We start from the raw sequence: 24518 nt of genomic DNA on the forward strand, positions 1-24518 counted from the left end.
TAATGATTCAGGGCACCACGTCGGATGCCGGTAAAAGTACGCTGGTGGCCGGATTGTGCCGCGTATTGTACCGCAGCGGGGTGGCGGTGGCGCCATTCAAGCCGCAAAACATGGCGCTCAATGCCGCCGTGACCGCTGATGGCGGTGAGATTGGCAGAGCGCAGGCGGTGCAAGCCATGGCCTGCGGATTGCCTCCGCATACCGATATGAACCCGGTGTTGCTTAAGCCGAATTCTGACACGGGCTGCCAGGTGATTATTCACGGCCAGGTGGTGGGTAACCAGGAAGCGAGTACTTACCACGACTATAAAAAGACCGCCATGCAGGCGGTGCTGCAATCCTACCAGCGCCTGCAACAGCAGTATGACTGCGTGGTAGTTGAAGGCGCTGGCAGCCCGGCTGAGATCAATCTGCGCGCCAATGATATTGCCAATATGGGTTTTGCCGAGGCGGTGGATTGCCCGGTGATGTTGGTGGCCGATATTGATAAAGGTGGCGTGTTTGCGCACCTGGTTGGAACGCTGGCCTTGTTATCTGAAAGCGAACAAGCGAGGGTAGTCGGTTTTGTGATTAATAAATTCCGTGGTGATATTGCCTTGCTGCAGCCAGGCTTGGATTGGCTGGAAGCGCGCACCGGCAAACCCGTGATCGGGGTGTTGCCCTATCTGCATGACTTGCACCTGGAGGCAGAAGATGCCGTGGCCAGGACGAGGAGCAAAAAGACCGGTGCACAGTTAACGGTCGTCGTGCCCGTGTTGCCGCATATTGCCAACCATACCGACTTTGACGCACTACGCCTGCATCCGCAAGTAGACTTGCAGTTTGTGCGCTTGAGTGAGCCTGTGCCCGCGGCTGATTTAATTATTTTGCCCGGTAGCAAGAATGTGCGTGGCGATTTGGCGGCTTTGCGCGAGTATGGCTGGAAGCCTGCGATTGCGCGGCATTTGCGTTACGGCGGCAAAGTGCTGGGGATTTGTGGCGGCTTCCAGATGCTCGGCCAGCAGTTGCATGACCCGTTGGCGCTAGAGGGCGAGGCGGGCAGTAGTGCTGGCTTTGGCTGGCTGGAGATGGAGACGACGCTAGAAGCACACAAACAGCTCAAACAAGTCTCAGGCAAGCTGGCTTTTGCCGATGCAGAGTTGCAGGGTTATGAAATTCATATGGGCGTGAGTACCGGCGCTGCGTTGGCGCGCCCGGTGCATGTGATCGCGGGGCAGGCAGAGGGTGCATTGTCCGCCGATGGTCAGGTCGCAGGCAGCTATATTCATGGTTTGTTTGACCACCCGCAAGCCTGTGCCGCCTGGTTGCAATGGGCGGGGTTGTCTACCCAGGTGGATTACGACTACACGCAATTGCGCGAACAGAGCCTGGAACAATTGGCCGACAGTGTGAGCCAGCATCTGAACTGGTCCGTACTCGCTCCTTATCTGCCAGCAGGGTTTAAGCCAGTTTAGCCTGCCACCACTTTAATTGTCTGCTCAAAGGCTTGCACCACTTGCCCGGCGCGGATTTTGGCGGTTTTTCTGCGCTCAATGGCGCCATCGACCTTAATCAGTCCTTCGGCCACCATAGACTTGCCCTGGCCGCCACTGTCGGCCACGCCTTCCAGTTTGAGCAGGTCACACAGCGCGATAAATTCGCCTCTCAGTTCAAAAGTCGTCGTTGCCATGGTTAGTCCTGTGCTTATCTGAAAACGTCATTTTAAGGCTTGTTTGCGGTTTCTGGCGGTAAATTCACCTCCAGTGTCAGTGAGGCATTCTGGCTTTCCCACAAATTTTCATTCAACTGGTGATGCACGGTGACAAATAGAAAATTCAACCCGGCTTTTTGCGGATGAAAGCTAAACTCGCCTTGCTGGTTGGCATGAAGGTTGGAAGTTCTGACATTGTCGAGGTCGTATAAATCTTCAACTCTATGTTTAATAAAATGCTCGTTATCCGTCACCACAATAATGCGTGCATCCGGTACCGGCTTGCCATTTTCCAGCACGCGGAAACTGAGTTCACCGCCCAGCAGCAGGCCATTGGGTGACGCCAGTGGAATAATCTCCAGGCCTTGGTTAAAGGGCTTGGCTGTGTATTTTTGCTGGCCTTTAAAAATATAGGTGTCAGCATAGCTGTAGTAATTCATGGTGGTCGGCTTGCCGGTCACGCGTTTCATATCAGCGGCAAAATACAGTTTTTTATCAGCCGTCTCTACCGCTTTATATACCGGGCCCACGCGTAGTCCGGTGCTGATGCGATAAGTGCCTTCTTCTTTTAATTCTGGCTCGAGATACACCGCTGCTTTGGTCTTGGCGATAGGTTTGATCGCCGAGGTCGTGCCGTTAGGCGCCGTGATCGTAAAGTTGGGGGAATCCATGGCAAAGTCGGCCTGGAATGGAAACTCGGTAAACGCCGATTCAATGGTCAGGCGGTGATGCGTGACATTGAACTGGTTGGGCTTTAAAAACGGCACATGCGCCTCGGCAGCCAGGGAGGCAACGAAGGCGATGATGGCTAAGGAAAGTTTTTTCATGGTATTTCTTTCTTGTTATTTAAGCTTTAACGGCAAGCCTGCTGCAATAAAACTGACTGCATTGGCAATTGCGGCCACATGCTGGTTCAAGCGACCTTGTTCATCCTGAAATTGGCGATTTATTTCGCCCAGCGGCACGATGCCCATGCCGACTTCATTGCTGACCAAAAACACTGTGGCTTGCAATTGTGGCAACGCGTCCAGCAAGGCCTGCTTTTCGGCCTGCCAATCCAGCCGCTCTGGTTTGTCGCAGTCGGGGCAGATGCATTGTGCTAACCACAAGGTGAGGCAATCAACGATTAAACAACTGTCGGGCGCATCGTTATCCAGCAATGTTTGCCCGAGGTTAAACGGCGCTTCTACCAGCGCCCAATGGGGTGGGCGACGTTCTTTGTGGTGCGACACCCGCTTGGCAAACTCATCGTCATACACTTGCGCGGTGGCGATATAAGTCACTGGACACTCAAGTGCAGAAGCCAGCCGCTCTGCATAAGCACTTTTGCCGCTACGCGCACCGCCTAAAATCAGGTGACTAGTCATAAAACACTCCCGTGCTGCTGTTGCCAGCGTTGAATAATGAGTTGCAATTGCGGTAGGCCTTCCGTAAACAATGCGGGGCCGGGCTGCAAAATATCGACGGATTTGATTTCGTAAATGTGCCCATCACGAATCGCTGGCATCGCTTGCCAACCTGCACGTGCAGCCACTTTTGTTGGCTGAAATTTTTTACCGCACCAGGAGCCGATGATGATGTCAGGCTGCGCGGCTAATACCTGCTCGGCGGTGACTTGGCGGTCACGTGCGCTGTGAAACTGGCTTAAGTGCGGGAAGCAATCGACGCCACCTGCGGCTTCAATGAGCTCGGCTGCCCAGCGGATGCTGCACATCATGGGCTCGTCCCATTCTTCAAAATAGACCTTGGGTTTGCGTGACCAAGCTGCGGCTTGCTGGCGCGCGGCAGTCAGTTGTGCCTGGTAAGTTCCTACCAGTTTCTCAGCTTTGTCGCTGGCCCCGACCAAGTCGCCAACGGTGAGTATCATTTGCAAGGTTTCGTCCAGGCTGCGCTGGTTAAACACATGCACCTGGCAACCGGCTTTAATCAGTGACGCGGCAATGTCGGCCTGCAAGTTAGAAAAACACAGCACCAGGTCTGGTTGCAGGGCCAGAATTTTTTCGATATTGGCGCTGGTAAATGCACTGATTTTAGGTTTTTCTTTGCGTGCAATCACCGGGCGCGTGGTGAAGCCAGAAATGCCGACAAGGCGGTCTTGCTCACCCAGGAGGTACAACACTTCCACCGTTTCCGTGGTCAGGCAGACGATGCGTTGCGGCCAGCGCTTCATGGCTGCGCCTCGTGATTGTGCCAGCCGTTTTCCATCAACATGTCTGAGAGTGGTTTTTCGGTAGCCCAGCCTTGTTCAACCAGCATGGGTGATTTGTAAAAAGTATTCACGTAACCCAGGCATAAAATCGCCACCGGTTTGGCATCCTCTGGCATGCCTAATAATTGCGCCAGGGCTTGCGGGTCAAACAGGCTGACCCAGCCCATGCCTATGCCTTCTGCGCGCGCAGCTAGCCACAGGTTTTGAATCGCACAACTGACTGAAGCCAAGTCCATTTCGGGCAGTGTGCGACGGCCAAATACATATTTCTCGCGCTGGTCACACAAGGTGGCGACCAGTAATTCGCCACAGTCCAAAATGCCTTCAACCTTGAGTCGCATAAATTCGGCCATGCGCGCGGTATTTTCAACTTCGCCTATCGCCTGTGCCGTGCGTTTACGTTCTTCATCCACCAGCGCATGTATATGTTTGCGTAAGCTAGCGTCGCTGATACGGATAAAGCGCCATGGCTGCATCAGGCCAACGCTGGGGGCATGGTGTGCGGCTTGCAATAGTGTTTGCAATAATTCAGGCGCAATCGGCGTCGGCAAAAAATGCCGCATGTCGCGCCGCTCGGCAATGACTTTGTAGATCGCCGCTTTGTCAGTCTCTGAATAGGCAAAACTCATGGCAGGAAAAAATGTGCGGCCAGCGCCGGGTTCGACGGGAAGTAAAAATGCAGAAAACTAGCGGTGATATTCTGGTGGCGATAGACCGCTTCACCCGCGCCATATTTGCCTTTGCCTTGGGCAATCACCGGCATATCAGTGTCAAAGCGGCCATAGTGAAAGGTGTGTGCACCTATGCTGGCCGCGTCGTCGTCCGTCGTTGCAAACGTGGCGTGTTGCGTGCCCAGGCCTTGTAGCTTGGGTTGAATCTCACTGTTGCCTGGCAGCAGCCCGAACACAGGCTGGCCATTCAGTGTGTCACCCAGCGCCAGCATGCCGCCGCATTCGGCCAGGATAGGTTTGCCCGCTTGGGCGGCGGCGTGTAGCCCGTCGCGCATGCTGTGGTTATGTTGCAATTGGTCCAAATGCAGTTCGGGATAGCCGCCAGGTAGCCAATAAGCATCTGCGGCAGGTAACTGCGCATCGTGCACAGGTGAGAAAAACGCAATATTGGCACCCAGTGTTTGCAGTAAATCCAAATTCGCTTGATAAGTAAAACAGAACGCAGCATCTTTCGCCACGGCAATGGTTTTGTCTTGCAGCAATGGCGTCGTAGCAAGTGACTCCGGTGCTTGAAAGCTAACGGTGGGCGGCAAAGGAATCTCTGGCCCAAGTAATTGCGCAGCGGTTTCTATGCGCTGCTCAATATCGTCAATCTCTTGTGCCAGGTGCAGACCGAGGTGGCGCTCTGGCAAACTCAGTTGTGGGTCATGCTTCATGGCGCCCAGCCAGGGGATATCGGCTGGCAAGGCGGCTTGGATCATCTTGGCGTGGCCATCGCTGCCCACCTGATTGGCAAATACGCCTGCCCGTTTCAAGCTTGGCCTAAACGCGTACAAGCCAAAGGCAATCGCGGTAAAAGTTTGTGCCATGGCTTTGGCGTTAATCACCAAGCCGACGGCAATGCCAAAACGCTCGGCAATGTCGGCACAAGAAGGCGTGCCATCATACAGACCCATCACGCCTTCGAGCAGAATAACGTCATTTTGCTGGGCGGCTTGATAGAGCAAGCGCTGCGCATCGGCTTCACCACACATGCCGAGGTCGAGGTTATAGACTGGCTTGCCAGTGGCGACTTGCAGAATCATGCCGTCAATAAAGTCCGGGCCGCATTTAAAGGCTTGCACACGCAGGCCGCGCTTGCGGTAAGCGCGAGCCAACGCGGCTGTGGTCATGGTTTTGCCTTGGCCGGAAGCAGGCGCAGCCATGAGCATGGCGTGACAGCTGGCTGCTTGCATTAGAGGTCTATCCCAGCCTGGGCTTTGATGCCTGCGCGCCAAGCGTGTTTGACGTCCATCAGTTCAGACACAGTATCGGCCGCATTTCTCAATGCCTCAGAAGCACCGCGGCCAGTAATCACCACGTGCTGCATGGGCGGGCGCTTGGCGATGGCGTCCAGCACCATTTGCTCATCCAGGTAACCGTATTTGAAGGTGTAAGTGAGCTCGTCCAGCACCACGAGATTGATCGCAGGGTCTTGCAGCATCTGCACCACAATTTGCCAGCCACGCATGGCCGTTTCGGTGTCACGCTGGCGATCTTGTGTGTTCCAGGTAAAGCCTTCGCCCAGCACATGCCAGGTCACTGACGGATGCTGGCGGAAAAAGGCTTCTTCGCCGGTATCTGAACGGCCTTTGATAAATTGGGCAACGCCGACACGCATGCCGTGGCCGAGGGAGCGGGCCACCATGCCAAAGGCGGAAGAGCTTTTGCCTTTGCCGTTGCCGGTGAGAATGAGGAGCAGGCCTTTTTCCTGATTGGCCTGCTCGATTTTTTCGTCAATGACCGCTTTTTTGCGGATCATGCGCGCCTTATGGCGGCTGTCACGGTCATTGGTTTCCATGATGCAGTTATAGCTTAAGCGTTTTCGCGCACGGAACGCTTGGCCAGGCCAAACACCACATGTGCAATCAGTGCTACCACCACCCAGAATGCAATCGCTTCGAGCTGTTTTGGGAAGTATTTCACTAAACGTGGCACGAATTCGGCAAAGGTCGGGTCAGGATAACGGCCACCAAAGAAGTAGAAGCCACCACTGGAGAACAACTCAGCAATCGCAGAAGCGGCAACCACTACGCCCGTCAATTTAAACAGGCTGCTGAATGCCCAGGTGGTGTTGTCTGCCAGCCAGCGGCCAGCCAACCACATGGTGCCATAGGCTGGTAACAAAAAGCCATAGGCAGGCGTCACGCAAAAGTTGCTCACGCCACCCCAGGTCACTGCTGCCATATCCAGGCCAGCGCACAAAGCCAGCAGGGCAACAAACATGATTGTCGAGCGCAGGTAGTAACCGGCAATCAAAAACGCAGCGTAAGAAGCGCTAGGCAAAAAATCGATAGAAGCGAAATGATGACCGCGTGTGACGATGACCATCAGCGCAATAACAAGCGCAACTGCCAGAGATTGAGTTGAAATTTTACTTGGCATGCCAACGACTCCAAAAAATAAGATTAATCACAAGGGGTGAATTTTAGCCCAATTCCTTTAGGCTTGGGCAAAATCCACCCTGGCAGGGTTACTTCATGTCGTAATTCAGGCTCACGAACACATTTGTGCCCATAGTGTTGTAGTCCACCGTAGAGGATGCAGCGGCTAACACGTAGTTTTTATCTAGAATGTTATTTGCGCGTGCTTGTAACTTCCATTGCGGATTGATTCGGTAAGCCAGCGTGCTATTTAATAATGCATAACCACTCAGGTTGAGTCTGATGCTTTTATCATAATCGTCACGTTGTGATGATGCGGTTAATTCTGTTGACCAGTCCCAAGGGCCATCTGAATATTGCAGAATCAGGTTGCCGTAACGTTGCGCGCGACGGGCTAATAGTCTGTCTGTTGCATCTACGCGAGGTGACTGTATTGTTAAGTTTCCACTTAATTGCCAGTAATCATTAATCGAGAGTTTGCTCTCCAGTGTGGCTCCTTGAATTTCCACTTTGCCAGCGTTTGCTGCACAGGTAGCGGTTCCGTTTGGGCAACCTGCTCTGAAGGTTTGGATAAAGTTACGAATATGGTTATCAAATACCGTCAATTTGGCCTGGAATGTTTGACTTTGGTAACGGGCACTTGCCTCAATATTGTCAGCTTTTTCTGAAGGTAAGTCGGCATTACCAAAGCTAGCAGCATAAAGCTGATTAAATGTTGGTGCCCTGAATGATGAGCCGTATTGTGCTGTCAATCGCCATGCTGAAGAGAGGTCATAACCGTAACCGATCCCTCCCGTTGTGAAATTGCCAAACTGGCTATTATGGTCCTCACGTAATGAAAGCTGAGCACTATGTGCCTCATAATTGGCTGTATACCCTAATACGAACGCATCATTATTGCGGCTTCTATCTAAGGTCTGCTTGCCATTAGATTTTGTTACGACATCTTGCTCCAGCCTGTCATACGCAAAGGTCAGTGTGCCATGGGATAAACTGTAATCATGCTGCCAAGAGAGTTGACGTTGTTCCGTATCAATATTGCTATTAGAGGTTGGGTTGCTAACGTTAAATAAACTGTCACGGCCAACGCTGTACTCCAATTTACTGTTCCAATGTTCAGTGAGCGCATTTCTGAGTGCAATCCCATATCCTTGTTGATGGCGCTCAGACTTACTGAATGCACTGCCGCCGTCATATTGGTTTTGACCACTGCTTTCTAAATAGTGTATGCCCAATGAATGGCCTGGTGAAAACTCAAGGTCTGCATAAGACGAGCTACTAAAGTTGTTATAGCCATCCCTATCTTGGTCGGCCAATTTTGGCGGGTGTTTGAGTGCAGAAATACCACGCGTGTCATAGTTGCTGATTTGTGCGCCAAATTTTAGAGCTTGATAGCTCGTGTCAAAGCCAGCATTACCACTGTATGAATCATAGCTGCCTGCACCGGCACTACCGTAAATATGGGTTTTATTGCCTTTGCCTCGCTTGGTGAAAATTTGAATAACGCCACCGATAGCATCTGAGCCATAGAGACTAGACGCAGGACTGCGTAAAATCTCGATGCGCTCAATGAGTGCAAGCGGAATGTTTTCAAAAGCAGTGGTACCTGTGGTGGCGGAATTAATACGCACGCCATCCACTAAGACAATCAGCTGATTGTCATTGGTGCCGCGCAGGGCGATGTTACTACTCGTGCCCATGCCACCATTGGTGTAGCTTTGCACACCAGGTTGAAGCCTCAATAAGTCTGCAAGAGAGCCACCCTGCAGCCTCTTGATTTCTTCGCTATCGATCACGGTGATATCGCCAGTGACTGTTTTGGTGGATTGTGCAGTTCTACTCGAAGTGACGACTACTTCGTCCAATGCTGGGGTGATGTTGTCTGTTGCGTAGGTGTTAATAGGCAGTGCCGTGACTAACCCTAATAATGCTATTTTTTTCATTAAATTCTTTCGAGCAAGTACGGGCGCTTCAGCTGTAGCTGTGGCGCGCTAATTTAGTTTTTTCTGGCCAACTTATTTGCCTGGAGTGTAGCGTATGCTCACAAACAGGTTGCTCCCCGGTGTGTTGTATGGCACGGAGTAGCTTGTTGTGCCAAAGTTTCCATCAATAGCTGTTGAGCCGTAAGCAAGTGCATAATCTTTGTTTAGAACGTTGTTGATGCGCGCTTGAAGATTCCACTCACGGTTGACTTTGTAGTCAGCTGTTAGGTTGAGTAAACCATAGCCTGCGAGCCGAACTTGGTTATCAGGGTCGTTGTAACGTGCGGACGAGGCAATCAACTCTGCTGCAAGATGCCAATTTTCCCAATCTCGGCTTAGATTGATACTGGCATGCCTGTTGGCCCGGCGAACCAGCAGGTTGTCATTGCCAGTGTTTCTGGGAGATTGAATATCTGCGCTTCCTTTTAACACCCATTCATCCAGCCTGCGGCTGGCCCCGATAGAAATCCCTTCAATTTCAGCATTGACGTTAATTGGAAGAAAAGATGAGTCCAATGTGATGAAGTTATGGATATTGTTGTGATATAGCGTGAGGTTGGCTGTTTGCAATGTGTCTTGATATCTCAAGCTTGCCTCAATGTTTTCAGACTTTTCGGCTTGCAGGTTGGGATTGTTGGATGGGTAAACCACTCCACCGTATACATAAGCAAAGTATAAGTCGTTAAATGTTGGTGCACGGAATGCTTTGCCGTAGCTACCAGTTACACGCCAGTTAGGGGTGATTTTGTAGCCATAGCCTATTCCACCGGTATTGTTTGTGCCAAATTGACTGCTATGGTCGGTCCTAAGTGTTGTTTGCACGCTGTGTGGCCCAACATCAGCCAAGTATCCAACCAAGAATCCGTCGGTATTGCGTGTTGTTTTCTCAAATGGCGTGTCGGAAATGATTTTTTGCTCTAATCTGTCATACATTAATGTCATGCTTCCAACTGGCAGGCTGATATCGTTTTGCCAGGAAAATTGGGTTTGCTTGGTTTTGTATTTGACGCTTGAGTTGGCATCTAATTTGTTGTACTGGTCATCAATTCCTTCTCCAATACGTGCAGTAGACTTCCAGTACTTAGTAAACTGGTTTTTGCTAAACAGGCCATAACTTAATTGTGATAAATTGACATAATTCTTATATGTATTGATGCCACTATCATAGTTACTGTGACCTTCACTGTTAAAAATCTGTAAGCCGACTTCATGTCCTTCAGTCAGTTGCTGGGAAATAGAACCACTTACCGACAGGTTGCGATAACTATCTCGGTCTTTATCAATGTTGTAATGCGTTTTCAGTGCTGAAAAGCCATCGCTATCAGAGCTCGATGCAGTCAGTGAGAATTTCGTGTCTTGATAGGCCCCATTTACGCCAGCATCTGCTGTCAGGGTGTGGTAGCTGCCATAGCCAAGCCCTGCATAAAATTGAGGTTTTCCCTCACCCTTTTTTGTGAAAATCTGAATAACACCGCCAATAGCATCTTGTCCATATAAGCTGGTGGCTGGACCGCGTAAAATTTCGATGCGATCAATTTGCGCTAAAGGAATGTTTTCAAAAGTAGTGGTGCCAGCAGTTGCTGAACTGACACGCAAGCCATCAATCAGAACGACGACTTGGCCAGGGTTTGTGCCACGCAAAAAAACACTACTGGTTTTACCTGCACCACCATTAGAGCTGATTTCGATACCTTGTTGCGCTTGTAATAACTCTATGAATGTAGATTGGCCAGCTCGCAAGATTTCTTCCCGATTAATCACGGTGATATCGGCAATCACAGACTCCAGCTGTTGAGGTGTACGTGTTGCGGTTACGACGACTTCGTCTAGCGTTAGATTGTCTGCAGCGTAAGCAAGCTCGCTGAAAGAAAGGCCAATAAGGCCTTTAAGAATGACTTTTTTCATTATCTTGTCCCTGTATCACATGCGTCCCCGCATGTGGTTTGTCTATCAATACTTGGGGGTAGGGATAATGAATGAAGGCTTTGCGTGTTGAACAGCAAAGCCTATACATCATCAGACACCGTCACCCCGCGGTATTGCAATGGTTGGTTGCGAGGCCGGTCTCCGGGCTTGCAAGTTTTGATCTATCGCCTTCCCGAGCTTGCGCTCAGTGGCATTTGGATAGACCCGCACTTGCTTACCGTTGCGGGGGCAGCACAGGAGTTGCGAATATTGTTCGCGCACCTGTTTCCCAGTTTCACCTTGCCTGTAGAAATACAGCGAAGGCACCTGACAACTGGTCGCTATTTTAGTCTAAAGCCTGCTTTTTTGCCAGCAAGCCTACTTTCGACAGCAATGCTCAAATTATCAATTTACTTTGAAAAAACGCGCTTAGCTATTGACCACACTCATTTTTTTAAAAGATAATGGGCTGATGGATGCCGATTTGAAAAGTCTTGAAGAGCGTGTGACGAAGCTGATTGCTTTGTGCGGCCAGCTGCGTGACGAAAATGTGGAGTTGCGTCAGGAGGTCACACGGCTGCATCAGGAGTCTCAATCGTTGAAGCTGAATATGACGCAAGCCAGTGTTCAGTTAGAACGGTTATTGTCGGCATTGCCTGAGGAAGGTCATTAATCATGGCAAGTAATCCGATTGATATCGAAATCATGGGCCGCGCGCTCAGCGTGACCTGTACCGATGAAGAGCGCGACAGTTTATTGCAGGCAGTTGGTTATTTGGATGGTAAAATGCGCGAAATTCGTGACGCTGGTAAAATGGTCAGCGTTGAGCGGATTGCGATTATGGCGGCGCTTAACATTACGCACGAATTGCTGAACACGCGCAGCGGCGGTGTGGATGTGGGCGATGTGAAAAAACGCATTTCAACCATGCAGCAGCAGATTGATGATGTATTATCCGGCCAGCATAAACTGTTGTAATCCGCTTCAATTCACAAAATTTTCATCGTCATTTTTACTAATTGGCGTATCATAAAAACGGTGTGCTAAGGCGTTGCCTGAGTCTAAAATTCCTTGAACTAGTCTTTGTTATAGGTTTCGGCTCATCAGGTGCTGTGCGATCGCACTAAGTTGGGTGGTCTTTTAAGGCTCCCTTGGCGTGTGAACCTAATGTACCTTAGGCTGTTACCACCTGAACTTTTTGGTTCAGGATCTCGGCTCAGGTAACCCCTTAGCACACCTTCTTCGCTTTTATTGCACACATCTCCCACATCCAAGTGATTTTCTTGTAGAGCGTTGCTGCGTTCATATTTCTATTGCAATCTTCGTTTGATTGGTCAAAAATCTAGTTGCTTGATGTAAATTAACAATTAAATTCAGGGAGGAAGTCATGCGCAAGCTATTGTTCTGGTTTTTTGCATTGGTGTTGTTTTCCCCGCAGGTGTTTGCCTATAGCGGCATTACTGCGATTGGCGATAGTCTTTTTGATGGCGGCAATGAAGATACGGCGGTGGTCAGTTATTACAAGCTGTTTGGTGCTGGGCTGACGGATGCGCCTTATAGCAATTACCGTTTTACCAATGGCCCGACAGCGGTTGAATATCTGGCTACCGGGCTTGGGCTGAATTCACCGGCCAGTTTCCAGAATTTTGCGGTTGGTGGCGCCACCACTGCGGATATGCTGACGTTTATGACGAGTTACCTGAATACCGTGCCGTCGATTGATGCTGGACATTTATATGTGCTGGATGGCGGCGGAAACGGTATTGAGACATTCTCAGCACAAGACTCTGCACAAAATATGATTGATATGGTGGCGTTATTGCATAGCAAGGGCGCCACTGACTTTTTGGTGTTAGGTTTACCGGCGCTGGTTGATGCGCCACGTTTTAGTGCTGCTGCGCCAGGCGTGGTCCAGTTTTTAGAGGATTACACGCGAGACTATAACGACTACCTGGTTGCGGGGTTAGCAGGGTTGGGGCTGCCAACGACTGCGAACCTGACTTACTTTGATACCAAAACCGAATTGGAAAACGGCATAGCCTTGGCCGTGAGCAATGGATTCACCAATTTAACAGATGCTTGTTATGACGGTGCAACGGTTTGCGCTAATCCTGATCAATATCTTTTTTGGGATGATTTGCATATGACGACCAAGGTGCATGAATATCTTGGCCAGCGTCTGTTTGCTGCGATTTCACCTGTACCAGAGCCTACACAGGCAGGGTTGCTCTTCGCTGGCCTGCTGTTGGTCTTTGCGCGACGCAGTCTGCGTCCGGCCATATAACTGGTTCGCTGCAACAGCGAGTTTGGCTGATCTGCTTATCGTAATGCGTGATACATCAGATCGGCCAGGCTGACCACTTCCAGGCAACTTTCATCACAAGACTCTAGAATCACCGGCGGCGCATAGCCAGCTTCACTGGCATCTAGCCAACGCCTTGCACATAAGCACCAGCGATCGCCTGCTTTGAGACCAGGAAATCCATATTCAGGCATGGGTGTGGATAAATCATTGCCTTGTGCCTGTGAGAATGCCAGGAATTCATCTGTCATTTCTGCACACACGGTATGCCTGCCGAGGTCTTCGGGGTGAAATCCGCAACAACCATCACGCACAAAGCCGGTGATCGGGCGCATGCTGCAGGGGATGAGTAGGGTGCCAAGAACGTTTTTTGCCATGATTGTCAGCTGTACTGTAACTTGGTTTATGATACTGGCATTTGTTGGACATAAGAAGGTTTTCAGGCATGGCGCGTTACTGGTTGATGAAATCCGAGCCCTCGGACGTTTCGATTGATGATTTGGCAGGGTTCCCGAACCAGACGGTCGATTGGTATGGTGTACGTAATTATCAGGCGCGTAACTTTATGCGTGACCAGATGAAATTGGGCGATGGCGTGCTGTTTTACCACTCCAACTGTGATACGCCTGGCATTGTCGGCATTTGTGAGGTCAGCCAACTGGCTTACCCGGACAGGTTCCAGTTTGTCGAAGGCCATAAATATTTTGATCCAAAATCCACACCGGAAAATCCGCGCTGGGTGAATGTGGATGTCAAGCTGGTGCGCAAAACCCGCTTGCTGAGCTTGAAGGAAATGCGGGAAGCGCCAGAGCTGGCTAATATGCGTACGCTGCAAAAAGGGAACCGCTTGTCGATTACACCTGTCGACCCCAAAGAGTGGGCATATATTTCGGCATTGCTGGCTAAGTGATGGTTAACCTGATCAGGACAATACCCTAAATTCCAGACGCATTATTCACATAGAGCCGCTTATGAACAGACAGCGAAAAAATGCCGTTTTGTATATTCTGGTCGCCGGGTTCCTGATTGCGTTTGTCGGCGTATTGCTGTTTGTGTGGATTTATTTCTCCAGCATGCGTGAGATGCACCAAACCACACGCAAGCTCTATGAGCAGCCTTTTGCCGTGGCCAATGCGGCACTCGCATTAGAGGCAGACCTCTACCAGATTCGCGGTAGTTTGCTGTATGCCACCCTGATTGAGGCTGATCGCACGCAACTGGCCGCAACGGTGGATTTTATTGCAGCACACGAGCAACTGGCACAGCAGAAAATCGCCATCATTGCCCGCAGTTATTCTGGCGACCAGCAGCAAGTGACGCAGCTCAAGCAAAAGCTGGCGTTGTTGCACCAGGTGCGCGACCAGATTCTGCACGCACTGGAAACAGCACATTATGCCGATGCCAACCGCTTGATAGAGGCGCAGTGGACTGAGCGTTTTAGCGAGGTCGCCAGCCTCAACGAGGCGCTGCTTAAGCATGCCAACCAACGTGCTACCCAATATGTGAATGAAAGCCAGCAGCGCCTGGAAAAACACACGCGACATGGTTTGACTTACGCCGCCTTATTGCTCAGCCTGTTTTTGGTCGTGGGTGTTTTTGTGGCCTGGCGTATCTATCAGTTGCATATCGAAGCTGACAAATTCGCATTTACCGACTTTTTAACCGGCATTGCCAATCGTCGGCATTTTATTCACGAGCTGGAGTCTGAAATCAGGCGTAGTCAGCGTTATGGATCTGCATTTGCGTTTGCCATGGTCGATATTGACCACTTCAAGAAAATCAACGATCAGTACGGACATCACGCCGGTGACCTCATTCTGCAGAACTTCTGTTTGCGCTGTGTCAGTGCCCTGCGCACCAGTGATATGGTGGGCCGTCTGGGTGGTGAAGAGTTCGGTATTTTGATGCCGATGACGGATCTGCATGAAGCCGCGCGCGTGATTGAGCGTTTGCGCTCTGAAATAGATCACAGTGTCATGAGTGATCATGGCGAGCAAATTCACTACACGGCGTCATTCGGGCTGGTGTCTACCTCGCAACTGAGTGAACAGCAGGGCTTGGCGCATTTGATGAAAATGGCCGATGCCGCCTTGTATGCGGCAAAGCAGCAAGGGCGCAACCGGGTCTTTATCGCCAATCATTAATCCTACGCCATGCTTTAGATTGAATTATCTTGGTGCATGAATACATGAGGTTTCTGCTTCATGCTTATTGATTGTGCATCCACTTTATTAACGCACCTTAATGGTGCGTTTTGTCTTTTTTGCTTCTTTAGAAATAAGGATGTTTCCTCTTTTTGTTTGTTGTTTTACCTTGTTCTGCAAGAACATCGGTAATCTTATCTGTTTTAGGTGTTTTTCATATAACTGTTTGATTGTTAATGAATTAATTTAAATTATCCAGGAGGTTTCTCGTCAGGTTGTGCCTATTTTTTTGTGCATGTGGGCGGTGTTTTCAGGGTTGGAATGCATCTTGCTGAAATGACAGTGCAGGCTTTCCAACGACACACTGCAGATTGCGGAAAACGGCCGATACGCTGTAATAGATTGGAGCACAACATGACAAAGTTATTGATTGGGTTACTGATAGGGTGCTTGAGTGCACCATTAATGGCAGAACCAGCCGATGCACTGGTTCAGGATTTAAACAGTCGTGTGTTGCGTGTCCAGGTCGGTTTGAAAAATGGTCAATACGGCCTGGGTTCCGGAGTGGTGGTGGCTGAAAACCAAGTCGTGACTAACTGCCATGTGGTCGCTAACGCCAGCAGCATCAGTGTGATGAGTGGCGGCGCGGCTTACCATGCGGTCGGCGTGAAGCCGGACTGGGAACATGATGTGTGTATGCTGCAAATGGAAGATTTGCCACTGTCCCCCGTGACCATGAAATCCAGTCGCGAGCTCAAATACGAACAACCCGTCTTCACCATCGGCTACCCCAGCTTTGTGGCTGCGCCTGTCAGCACCAGTGGTGTGGTCAAAGGCTTGTTTACCATGGATGACTCAGTTATTGTGCGGGCAACCAGCACCTTTAGGCAGGGCGCCAGTGGTGGTGGCCTGTTTGATGACAGCGGTGCACTGGTTGGCTTGATTACCCTAAAGAGCCCTGGCAAAGATGCTTATTATTACTACATGTCAGTGGATTGGGTGAAAGCCTTGATCAGTAAACCAGCAGGTCCGATTGTGGTAAAAAGTGAATTGCCTTTCTGGGGTAAACCAGCCGCTGAATGGCCATATTTCATGAAGGTGGTGTTTCCCTACCTGCATAAAGACTGGAATGGCCTGAAAGTGATTGCCGAGCAATGGACGACAAAGGAGCCAAGCAATACTGAAGCCTGGTTTTACCTGGCAGCGGCAGAGTATGAAACACATGATTTCACGATTGCCGAACAGCATCTGCACCGTGTAGTGAGCATGAACGATCAACATAGCCAAGCGTTTTATTACCTGGGCATGATTGCTGAAGCCAGTGGCAAACATGGTGAAGCGATGGCTAGCGTGGATGCGTTAAAACAACTGGATGCAGAGACTGCTGAAGCGCTGACAGTCGCAATGAAGAGCTTGCCTTAGCAAGTAAGCAGCAAAAGAATAGTAGGTTAAATAGAAAAAAGCGCCCAACCGGGCGCTTTTTCTATTTAAATCGAGTGTGCAATCGCTTATGCCACTGCCATGTCCAGTTCTTCCACATGGTAGTAATGTTCATCATCCCACAGGGTGAAATCTTGTGCGGTGTAAATCGCTTCCTGAAAATGATGAAAGGTTGCGATGCAATGATTCTCTTCGTCCATCACTTGATACATTGTCATACGAGCCACCTTTCCTGATGTTGGTTGTCTGTGTATTGCCGTGATGACATCATGGCACAGGTGTATGACACTGATTTTGCAGAGCAGCAGGGTGTAATCGTTTCAGTTTGAGGGATGGTGTTTTGCAGTCTGTAGACGGTGTATTTACGTGGGATTTAGGTCGCTGTTTCACGCTTGGCCGCCGCTGCTTTTTTGTAAAATGCCCGGGTTGGCGTATAATCCGCAACTTCTGAGGAACGCTGCGAGAGTCATCCGACTCCCAGGCTCAGAGCATTTGCTGCAAAGCATCTCAACGGCGTTCACTTTTCACTGTGCGAGCACGGAAAAAAGGTGAACAAACGTTTCCACCGGTTCTTAGAACTTTTCCTGCTCAGTTTTCATCTTTTTAAGGATTTGAAACATGAATACTGTAGCTGATATCAAAGATTACATCGTGGCCGACATGGGCCTGGCCGATTGGGGTCGCAAGGAGATTGCGATTGCCGAAACTGAAATGCCAGGCTTGATGGCGATTCGCGAAGAGTATGCGGCGCAACAACCACTGAAGGGCGCACGTATTACCGGCTCTTTGCATATGACTATCCAGACCGCAGTGTTGATTGAAACACTGAAAGACCTGGGTGCTGATGTGCGCTGGGCGTCCTGTAATATTTTCTCTACACAAGACCACGCTGCGGCGGCGATTGCGGCGACTGGCACTGCCGTGTTTGCTGTCAAGGGCGAAACACTGGAAGAGTACTGGGATTACACCCACCGCATTTTTGAGTGGGCTGACGGTGGTTATTCCAACATGATTCTGGACGATGGTGGCGATGCCACTTTGTTGCTGCATTTGGGTAGCCGTGCCGAGAAAGATTTGTCCGTGGTGGCGAATCCAACCTCAGAAGAAGAGATTTGCCTGTTTAATGCGATTAAAGCCAAGCTGAAAACAGACCCAAACTGGTATTCAGTGCGTTTGGCGGCGATCAAGGGCGTAACCGAAGAAACCACCACCGGTGTGCATAGGCTGTACCAGATGCATAAAGAAGGCAAACTGGCGTTCCCGGCGATTAACGTCAACGATTCTGTGACCAAGTCCAAGTTTGACAACCTGTATGGTTGCCGTGAGTCTTTGGTTGACGGTATCAAGCGCGCAACTGACGTGATGATTGCCGGTAAAATTGCTGTAGTAGCCGGTTACGGTGACGTGGGTAAAGGGTCGGCACAAGCCATGCGTGCCTTGTCTGCACAGGTATGGGTGACTGAAATTGACCCGATTTGCGCGCTGCAAGCCGCGATGGAAGGCTACCGGGTAGTGACCATGGATTACGCCGCAGAACATGCGGATATTTTCGTTACCGCGACCGGTAACTACCATGTGATTACGCATGACCATATGGCCAAAATGAAAGACCAGGCCATCGTCTGTAACATTGGCCACTTCGACAACGAAATCGACGTTGCCGGTATTGAAAAATACCAGTGGGAAGAGATCAAGCCACAAGTGGATCACGTGATTTTCCCGGATGGCAAACGTATCATCCTGCTGGCTAAAGGCCGCCTGGTCAACCTGGGCTGCGGCACTGGCCATCCGAGCTATGTGATGAGCTCCAGCTTTGCTAACCAGACCATTGCGCAAATTGAGTTGTTTACGCAAACCGACAAATATCCAGTGGGCGTCTACACCTTGCCCAAGCACCTGGATGAAAAAGTGGCCATTTTGCAGTTGAAAAAACTCAACGCCCAATTAACCACGCTGACAGACGCGCAAGCGGCCTACATCGGCGTGAGCAAAAACGGCCCATACAAGCCCGACCATTATCGTTACTAAGCTGTTTGCATAAGCCCCAAATCTGCGTCAGATGTGCTGGCGCGGGTTTGGGTGTACACTCTGCCCATGTGAGTCATGGGGAATCAGCATGTTTAAACTGTTGGTCGTGTGGGTGTTAAATGCCTTGGCACTGATGGCTGTGGCTTATCTGGTGCCAGGCATTCATGTGGCAAATTTTACGGCGGCCTTGCTGGCGGCAGTGGTGATTGGGTTTGCCAATGTGCTGGTGAAACCGATATTGGTAATTTTAACGTTGCCGATCACCTTGCTGACACTGGGGTTGTTTTTACTGGTGATTAATGGCTTGCTATTCTGGTTTGTCGGCCACCTGTTGCAAGGTTTCTCGGTTAATAGTGTGCTGACCGGTGTGATTGGTGCGCTGGTGTATAGCGTGATTGCATGGATATTGAGCGCGATTGTGCTAAATGAAAAAGACTAAGCCCAGATTGCGAACATTGGTCGCGCAACATAAATAAAAGATGAAACAAGTGAATCCTAAAACCTCTTACAGTTTTGAATTCTTCCCGCCTAAAACCGCGGAAGGCATGGCAAATCTGCGTAACGTGCGTGATGAGTTGGCCGCGTTTTCACCAGAGTTTTTCTCGGTGACGTTTGGTGCAGGTGGCTCTACGCGTGACCGCACCATGGAAAGTGTGCTTGAAATCCAGGCCGCAGGCCATGGCGCCGCGCCGCATATTTCCTGTATTTCTTCGAGTAAAGAAGAAATCCGTGAGTTGTTGCAAACGTATCAAAGCAAAGGCATCAAGCGTTTGGTGACCTTACGTGGCGACATCCCTTCGGGTGAGGTGAGCGCAGGTGATTTTAAATACGCCAATGAGCTGGTGAGCTTTATCCGCGCCGAAACGGGTGACTGGTTTCACCTCGAAGTGGCTGCTTATCCTGAGTTTCATCCCGAAGCAGGTTCTGCGCAAAAAGACCTAGACAACTTCAAACGTAAAATCGATGCGGGGGCGGATTCTGCCATCACGCAGTATTTTTACAATGTGGATGCGTATTTCCGCTTTGTTGAGGCCGCGCAAAAGCTGGGTGTGACCGCGCCGATTATTCCCGGCATCATGCCTATCTATAATTACACGCAGTTGGCACGATTCTCTAATGTGTGCGGTGCCGAGATTCCGCGCTGGCTGCGCTTGCGTTTAGAGGCTTATGGCGATGATCTCCCGTCCTTGCGTGCGTTTGGTGCCGAGGTGGTGACAGATATTTGTGCCAGGCTGATTGCTGCGGGCGTGGATAAAATGCATTTTTATACGCTAAACCAGGCCGGCATTATTGGCCAGATTATTCGGCAGCTATAACGCGATCAAACAAAAAAGCGCGACCTGTATAGGCCGCGCTTTTTTTACGCTGAAAACTTACTGCAGTGAAAGTCCTTGTGGGTTAAACAAGGCGTCTTCGACAAACAGGTAGTCCTGCTTGCGCGTTTCATCCCACAGTACCATCATGGTGATCCAGCGGATATCCTCCATGCTCAGTGTTTCCTGCGGTAGCACCATGGCGCGATCCACAATCAAGTCACGCTCATAGGCGGTGATGATGTCGCTGCGTTGCAACAGGGTGAGAAAGTTCAAGCTCTCGTCATTGATTTTGCTACGCTCCATCTCGCAAAAAATGCGGATGGCTGCCGGGTCGTGCAGATATTGCGGTTGTTGTACCGAGCGGCGCAGGTCTTTGACCCAGTCTACCGCATGTAAAATGTCCTGATGATTAAATCCTGCCTGGGATAACTCGTAAGCCATGATGGTTTCGTCGGTTTCTTTCAACTCGAGCGCATCATGTTTATCCCAGTAATTTTGATAAATAAATATCAATACTTCCAACATGTATATAGTCTCCTCAAACACGCTGTTGCATAGACAGCGCTGTTGGGGTGGGTCTGAGTCTCTCTTCAGGCGAGTCGTTGGAACTGACCGCTGGCGAGATGGCTGACCACACCTTCTAATTCAAGTAGTGTTAGCATGGTGGAAACTTGTTCGGGCGTCAAGCCTGAGCGGGCTGAGATCTGTTCTGCAAACAGGGGGTCGAATCCCATGCAAACCAAGACAGGGATTGCTTCGGCGGGTAAATTAGTCCAATCGGGTGATGGCCCGTTCGGGCTAATCGCCAACGCCTGGTTTGACAGGCGGATGTGCCGTAATTCACTCAAAATGTCGTCGGTCGATTCGACCAGTTTTGCGCCTTGCTTGATCAGGGCGTGGCAACCTTTGGCCACTGGCGAGTGAATCGAGCCTGGAATGGCAAACACTTCGCGTCCTTGCTCGATAGCTTGTTTGGCGGTGATCAACGAGCCGCTGTCAATATTGGCCTCTACCACCAGGCAACCTTCAGATAATCCGCTGATAATGCGGTTACGCCGTGGGAAGTTATGCGTGAGCGATGGCGTACCCAGCGGGTATTCAGAGAGAATCAGTCCGTATTGCGCAATCTGGTGCGCCAATGCCTTGTGCCTGGCCGGGTACACAATATCCAGCCCGGTGCCGACCACGGCAATGGTAGCACCATCTGCTTTTAATGCGCCTCGGTGCGCGGCGCCATCAATGCCGAGCGCCAGGCCACTCACCACCGCAAACCCGGCGCGGCATAGGCTTTCGGCAAAATTTTCGGCCGTCGCTTCACCTTGCGGTGTGGCATGACGGCTACCAACAATGGCGAGGCCTGGTCTTTTAAGGGTTTGCAGGTTGCCTTTGGCGTACAACACTGGCGGCGGCTGGTCTGTGTCCAGCAGTCGTTGCGGATAGTAAGGGTCGCCTAGAGTGATCAAGTGGTTATCGGTTTGATCCAGCCAGGCCAGCGTGTGTGCAATGTGCGGGTCATCCATGGCGCGCTGGATACCGTCAGCGACCTCTTTGCTGACCAGGTCGCGCAAGGCTGAGTAAGGTGCAGCCAGAATGGCTTCAGGCGTTTTGAAACTAAGCAGTAACTGGCAGTAAGTGACACTGCCCAGCCCGTCGACCAGGCTGAGCGCAATCCATGGGGCGTTTTGTTCAGTGGTGACGTTGACCATTTAGTGTGTGGGTTATGGTGTGCGCACCACATCTTCTGTGTGTATCGGTTGCGATGCTTGCATCACCAACGCGTAAGAGAGCTTGGCAAAGGTCTTGAATACCATGACCAGGCCAACCGGTTCGTCTGGAAGCTCGATGGTGACCGGGTGTTTAGGATCGGATTCAGGGTCAATCATGCTTGCCCCTTTGCGCAGTACGGATAATACGTGACCACGCTCCAGGCCTTGTTCTTCGCCACGGTTGAGTACTACCACGCGGCCATAGCCGGTTTCGTTAATGCCCTCACTCACGCGCGCAATCTGGCCCTGGATTTGTGCCTCTGGTGCATGTGGAATATATGACGGGCTGAGCTCATCTTCCAGCGCAATCAGCTTGTCTTTCACCGCAATTTCTTCTTTGGCTTGCGTCACCGTCAAGGTGGCTGGTTGGCCCGGGCGCAACAACCTGGCTTCTCCCAGATAATGTGCTTCATTGCCCAGGATTTCGCCATTCTCAGGATTTTTAACTGGCTCGCCTTCGCGGTAAATCGCCCAGGCACTTCTGGTCGATTCCGGCAGGTTCTGTACATAAATATGTGTGCCCGGGCTGAGTATTTCGCGTTCTTCCTGAGCTGCAATAATTCTAGGGGCTGCTTTCAGGTCTTCCGGCGAGATCAGCATGGGTTTGGTCAGGAACGGCAGAATCGTGTTCGGTTGTATCGCTGGAATCGCATCGCCTTTAATCGGCGTCACAATCACGCCGGGTTCTAGCGTCACCGATTCACGCACCAGTTTCAATACCGGTTTGCCACTGCTGGTGTCGAGTACAATCACATCGCCGGGGTAAATCCAGTGTGGGTTTTTAATGCGCTCGCGGTTGAGTTGCCAGATTTGTGGCCATTGCCAGGGGTTCTTGAGAAATTTGGCCGAAATGTCCCACAAGGTGTCGCCTTTGACCACCACATGGCGGTCAGGATGTTGCGGGCGCAAAGGAATTTCTTCGGCATGTACCAACAAGCTGCTACAAGCCAGTGCAAGCGAGGTTATAATTTGAACAATTTTGGTCATGTGGCGTCTCTGTAATATGCAGTGCAAAAGAGGGGCAGCATCAATGGTGCGCACCATCTGCGCAATATCGACCAATCTAGCATGGGTTTAAAGTTCTTATCAAGGTGAAAAAGCGGGCGTTTTGCCCTGTTTTTCCCACAAACTATTTGAATGGAAAGATTTGTAGAGCATGGCACTACTTCCAATTTTGCAATATCCTGACCCGCGCTTGCATACGGTGGCCAAGCCGGTGCAAGTGTTTGACGACGCATTGCAGCAGCTGGTGAGTGATATGGCCGAGACCATGTACGATGCGCCTGGCATTGGGTTGGCCGCGACGCAAATAGATCGCCACATTCAGTTGATTGTGATAGACCTGAGCAAAGAAAAAGATGATTTGCTGGTGCTTATTAACCCGAAAATCATTGCGCAGTCTGGTAGCCAGGACTACGAAGAAGGGTGTTTATCTGTGCCCGGCATTTATGAAAATGTCACCCGTGCCGAATTTATCACCGTTGAAGCGCAGGATGCGACCGGTAAAACATTCAGGCTGGATGCGGATGGTTTACTCAGTGTTTGTATCCAGCATGAGATGGATCACCTCAAGGGCAAGGTGTTTGTTGAATACCTGTCAACGCTCAAACGCAACCGCATTCGCAGCAAGATGGTCAAACACGCGCGCGAAATCGAACGCAATAGTTACTAAGCACGGGGAATCAGCATGCGAATTATTTATGCCGGAACCCCGGAGTTTGCCGTGCCTGCTTTGCAGGGTTTGATCGATGCCGGTCATGAGATTGTGATGGTATTAACACAACCAGACCGGCCCGCTGGCCGTGGCATGCAGTTGAAAGCCAGCCCGGTGAAACAGCTGGCCTTGCAACATGGTTTGCGTGTGTTTCAACCCGAGAGCCTGAAACCTGCCGAAGTGCAGGCCGAGGTCGCGGCGGTGAATGCCGATGTCATGATCGTCGCTGCCTATGGCCTGATTATTCCAACCGCTGTGTTGAATATCCCCACGCGTGGCTGTTACAACATCCATGGCTCATTGTTGCCGCGCTGGCGCGGTGCGGCACCGATTCATAGAGCGATTCTGGCAGGGGATGCCGAGACGGGTGTCACCATTATGGAAGTGGTGCCCAAGCTGGATGCCGGTAATATGATCAGCAAATGGGCCGTCGCTATTACCGAGGCGGACACGACCCAAAGCCTGCATGATGCCATCAGCCGCGAAGGTGCCCGCTTGATGGTGGAGGCCATGCACATACTGCAAAGCACCGGTGAGCTAACGTCTGAAGTGCAGGATGAATCGCTGGTGACGTATGCGCACAAGCTGGAGAAATCCGAATCCGCCATAGACTGGACAGTCTCTGCGCAACAATTATCACGCCAGGTACGTGCATTTAATCCTTTTCCGGTGGCAACTGCCAAGTTTAAAGATCAGGTGTGCAAAGTATGGTTTGCGCAGTCTGCGACTGGCAAAGGACAGCCCGGTGCTGTGGTGGAAACACAGCCTTTGCGCGTGGCTTGCGGTGACGGTGTGCTGGAAATCCACGAGCTGCAAATGCCGGGTGGCAAGCGCCAGACTGCGCAGCAGTTTGTGCAGGGGCAGCATGTGCAGGTGGGTGACCAGTTTGCTTAGTGTGCGCATCTATTCAACGGGCAGCAACTATTGA

The 24518-nt window shown here is 50.8% G+C and carries 27 protein-coding genes and 2 riboswitches; of the genes, 12 read left to right on the forward strand and 15 right to left on the reverse strand.

All coding sequences use genetic code 11. From position 1 onward, the window contains the following. The first annotated feature begins 2 nt into the window (after positions 1-2). Positions 3-1454: a cobyric acid synthase gene (locus tag INP79_RS01825; protein WP_194753814.1), complete on the forward strand. Its 1452-nt coding sequence runs from the start codon at positions 3-5 to the stop codon at positions 1452-1454. Here the strand turns inward: INP79_RS01825 and INP79_RS01830 are convergent. From INP79_RS01830 to INP79_RS01875, 10 genes are all read right to left on the reverse strand, one after another. Continuing rightward, complete coding sequence (locus tag INP79_RS01830; protein WP_194740271.1) at positions 1451-1669, reverse strand: RNA-binding S4 domain-containing protein; 219 nt, start codon at positions 1667-1669, stop codon at positions 1451-1453. The genes INP79_RS01825 and INP79_RS01830 overlap by 4 nt on opposite strands. 32 nt (positions 1670-1701) lie before the next feature. Next, positions 1702-2517, reverse strand: a complete 816-nt coding sequence (locus INP79_RS01835) for a DUF4198 domain-containing protein (protein WP_194752710.1) — start codon at positions 2515-2517, stop codon at positions 1702-1704. 15 nt (positions 2518-2532) lie between these two features. Further along, complete coding sequence (gene cobU / locus INP79_RS01840; protein WP_194752711.1) at positions 2533-3057, reverse strand: bifunctional adenosylcobinamide kinase/adenosylcobinamide-phosphate guanylyltransferase; 525 nt, start codon at positions 3055-3057, stop codon at positions 2533-2535. Then, positions 3054-3860 carry a cobalamin-binding protein gene (locus tag INP79_RS01845; RefSeq protein ID WP_194752712.1) on the reverse strand — a complete coding sequence of 269 codons (807 nt, stop codon included), beginning with the start codon at positions 3858-3860 and terminating at the stop codon, positions 3054-3056. The genes cobU and INP79_RS01845 overlap by 4 nt, the downstream gene beginning before the upstream one ends. Next, positions 3857-4528, reverse strand: a complete 672-nt coding sequence (bluB, locus tag INP79_RS01850) for a 5,6-dimethylbenzimidazole synthase (protein ID WP_194752713.1) — start codon at positions 4526-4528, stop codon at positions 3857-3859. Before bluB ends, INP79_RS01845 begins: the two co-directional genes overlap by 4 nt. Continuing rightward, positions 4525-5805 carry a cobyrinate a,c-diamide synthase gene (locus INP79_RS01855; RefSeq protein ID WP_194752714.1) on the reverse strand — a complete coding sequence of 427 codons (1281 nt, stop codon included), beginning with the start codon at positions 5803-5805 and terminating at the stop codon, positions 4525-4527. The genes bluB and INP79_RS01855 overlap by 4 nt, the downstream gene beginning before the upstream one ends. Continuing rightward, on the reverse strand, positions 5805-6410 hold the full coding sequence (gene cobO / locus INP79_RS01860) for a cob(I)yrinic acid a,c-diamide adenosyltransferase (RefSeq protein ID WP_194752715.1): 606 nt from the start codon (positions 6408-6410) through the stop codon (positions 5805-5807). Before cobO ends, INP79_RS01855 begins: the two co-directional genes overlap by 1 nt. 14 nt (positions 6411-6424) lie before the next feature. Continuing rightward, the gene (locus INP79_RS01865; RefSeq protein WP_194752716.1) at positions 6425-6994 is read right to left on the reverse strand and encodes a hypothetical protein; all 570 of its coding nucleotides are present in this window, start codon (positions 6992-6994) and stop codon (positions 6425-6427) included. Positions 6995-7082: 88 nt separating this feature from the next. Continuing rightward, on the reverse strand, positions 7083-8936 hold the full coding sequence (locus INP79_RS01870; RefSeq protein WP_194752717.1) for a TonB-dependent receptor domain-containing protein: 1854 nt from the start codon (positions 8934-8936) through the stop codon (positions 7083-7085). Positions 8937-9008: 72 nt separating this feature from the next. Continuing rightward, on the reverse strand, positions 9009-10880 hold the full coding sequence (locus tag INP79_RS01875) for a TonB-dependent receptor domain-containing protein (protein WP_194752718.1): 1872 nt from the start codon (positions 10878-10880) through the stop codon (positions 9009-9011). 135 nt (positions 10881-11015) lie between these two features. Further along, positions 11016-11226: riboswitch (cobalamin riboswitch) on the reverse strand. A 90-nt stretch (positions 11227-11316) separates the two neighbouring features. On the opposite strand from INP79_RS01875, the gene INP79_RS01880 reads away from it, so the two are divergent. From INP79_RS01880 to INP79_RS01890, 3 genes are all read left to right on the forward strand, one after another. Then, positions 11317-11553: a hypothetical protein gene (locus INP79_RS01880; RefSeq protein ID WP_029147898.1), complete on the forward strand. Its 237-nt coding sequence runs from the start codon at positions 11317-11319 to the stop codon at positions 11551-11553. 2 nt (positions 11554-11555) lie between these two features. Beyond that, a complete protein-coding gene (locus tag INP79_RS01885) occupies positions 11556-11858 on the forward strand; it encodes a cell division protein ZapA (protein ID WP_194740282.1) in 303 nt (100 codons plus the stop codon). 409 nt (positions 11859-12267) lie between these two features. After that, on the forward strand, positions 12268-13164 hold the full coding sequence (locus INP79_RS01890; protein WP_194752719.1) for an SGNH/GDSL hydrolase family protein: 897 nt from the start codon (positions 12268-12270) through the stop codon (positions 13162-13164). Between the two features lie 35 nt (positions 13165-13199). On the opposite strand, the gene INP79_RS01895 is transcribed toward INP79_RS01890, so the two are convergent. Further along, complete coding sequence (locus tag INP79_RS01895; protein WP_024930418.1) at positions 13200-13559, reverse strand: DUF2237 family protein; 360 nt, start codon at positions 13557-13559, stop codon at positions 13200-13202. Positions 13560-13627: 68 nt separating this feature from the next. Here INP79_RS01895 and INP79_RS01900 point away from each other — a divergent pair, with 68 nt between their 5' ends. The 3 genes from INP79_RS01900 (at position 13628) to INP79_RS01910 (ending at position 16748) form a co-directional block, all read left to right on the forward strand. After that, positions 13628-14092 (forward strand): EVE domain-containing protein, encoded by a 465-nt coding sequence (locus INP79_RS01900; RefSeq protein ID WP_194752720.1) that lies wholly within the window; start codon positions 13628-13630, stop codon positions 14090-14092. A 61-nt stretch (positions 14093-14153) separates the two neighbouring features. Next, on the forward strand, positions 14154-15326 hold the full coding sequence (locus INP79_RS01905; RefSeq protein ID WP_194752721.1) for a diguanylate cyclase: 1173 nt from the start codon (positions 14154-14156) through the stop codon (positions 15324-15326). Between the two features lie 414 nt (positions 15327-15740). Further along, positions 15741-16748 carry a serine protease gene (locus tag INP79_RS01910; RefSeq protein ID WP_228519683.1) on the forward strand — a complete coding sequence of 336 codons (1008 nt, stop codon included), beginning with the start codon at positions 15741-15743 and terminating at the stop codon, positions 16746-16748. A gap of 86 nt (positions 16749-16834) precedes the next feature. On the opposite strand, the gene INP79_RS01915 is transcribed toward INP79_RS01910, so the two are convergent. Beyond that, a complete protein-coding gene (locus INP79_RS01915; protein WP_154650038.1) occupies positions 16835-16984 on the reverse strand; it encodes a hypothetical protein in 150 nt (49 codons plus the stop codon). 225 nt (positions 16985-17209) lie between these two features. Next, positions 17210-17292: riboswitch (S-adenosyl-L-homocysteine riboswitch) on the forward strand. Between the two features lie 92 nt (positions 17293-17384). Between INP79_RS01915 and ahcY the strand changes: the two genes are divergently transcribed. From ahcY to metF, 3 genes are all read left to right on the forward strand, one after another. Continuing rightward, positions 17385-18794, forward strand: a complete 1410-nt coding sequence (ahcY, locus tag INP79_RS01920) for an adenosylhomocysteinase (protein ID WP_194752722.1) — start codon at positions 17385-17387, stop codon at positions 18792-18794. Between the two features lie 88 nt (positions 18795-18882). After that, on the forward strand, positions 18883-19233 hold the full coding sequence (locus INP79_RS01925; protein ID WP_194752723.1) for a phage holin family protein: 351 nt from the start codon (positions 18883-18885) through the stop codon (positions 19231-19233). Between the two features lie 40 nt (positions 19234-19273). Then, on the forward strand, positions 19274-20110 hold the full coding sequence (metF, locus tag INP79_RS01930) for a methylenetetrahydrofolate reductase [NAD(P)H] (RefSeq protein ID WP_194752724.1): 837 nt from the start codon (positions 19274-19276) through the stop codon (positions 20108-20110). 57 nt (positions 20111-20167) lie between these two features. Here the strand turns inward: metF and INP79_RS01935 are convergent, their stop codons facing one another. The 3 genes from INP79_RS01935 to INP79_RS01945 all read right to left on the reverse strand — a co-directional run bounded on the left by INP79_RS01935 (position 20168) and on the right by INP79_RS01945 (position 22863). Then, positions 20168-20635 (reverse strand): DUF494 family protein, encoded by a 468-nt coding sequence (locus INP79_RS01935; RefSeq protein WP_194740291.1) that lies wholly within the window; start codon positions 20633-20635, stop codon positions 20168-20170. Positions 20636-20700: 65 nt separating this feature from the next. Further along, positions 20701-21816 (reverse strand): DNA-processing protein DprA, encoded by a 1116-nt coding sequence (gene dprA / locus INP79_RS01940; RefSeq protein WP_194752725.1) that lies wholly within the window; start codon positions 21814-21816, stop codon positions 20701-20703. A 12-nt stretch (positions 21817-21828) separates the two neighbouring features. Further along, positions 21829-22863, reverse strand: a complete 1035-nt coding sequence (locus tag INP79_RS01945; protein WP_194752726.1) for a LysM peptidoglycan-binding domain-containing protein — start codon at positions 22861-22863, stop codon at positions 21829-21831. Positions 22864-23032: 169 nt separating this feature from the next. Between INP79_RS01945 and def the strand changes: the two genes are divergently transcribed. Next, complete coding sequence (def, locus tag INP79_RS01950; RefSeq protein ID WP_194740294.1) at positions 23033-23548, forward strand: peptide deformylase; 516 nt, start codon at positions 23033-23035, stop codon at positions 23546-23548. A gap of 15 nt (positions 23549-23563) precedes the next feature. Then, entirely contained in the window at positions 23564-24484 is a 921-nt protein-coding gene (gene fmt, locus INP79_RS01955; RefSeq protein ID WP_194752727.1) for a methionyl-tRNA formyltransferase, read from the forward strand. The last annotated feature ends 34 nt before the right edge of the window (positions 24485-24518 follow it).

Origin of the sequence: Methylophilus sp. QUAN (assembly GCF_015354445.1) — a bacterium.
In the GTDB taxonomy this organism is placed as follows: domain Bacteria; phylum Pseudomonadota; class Gammaproteobacteria; order Burkholderiales; family Methylophilaceae; genus Methylophilus.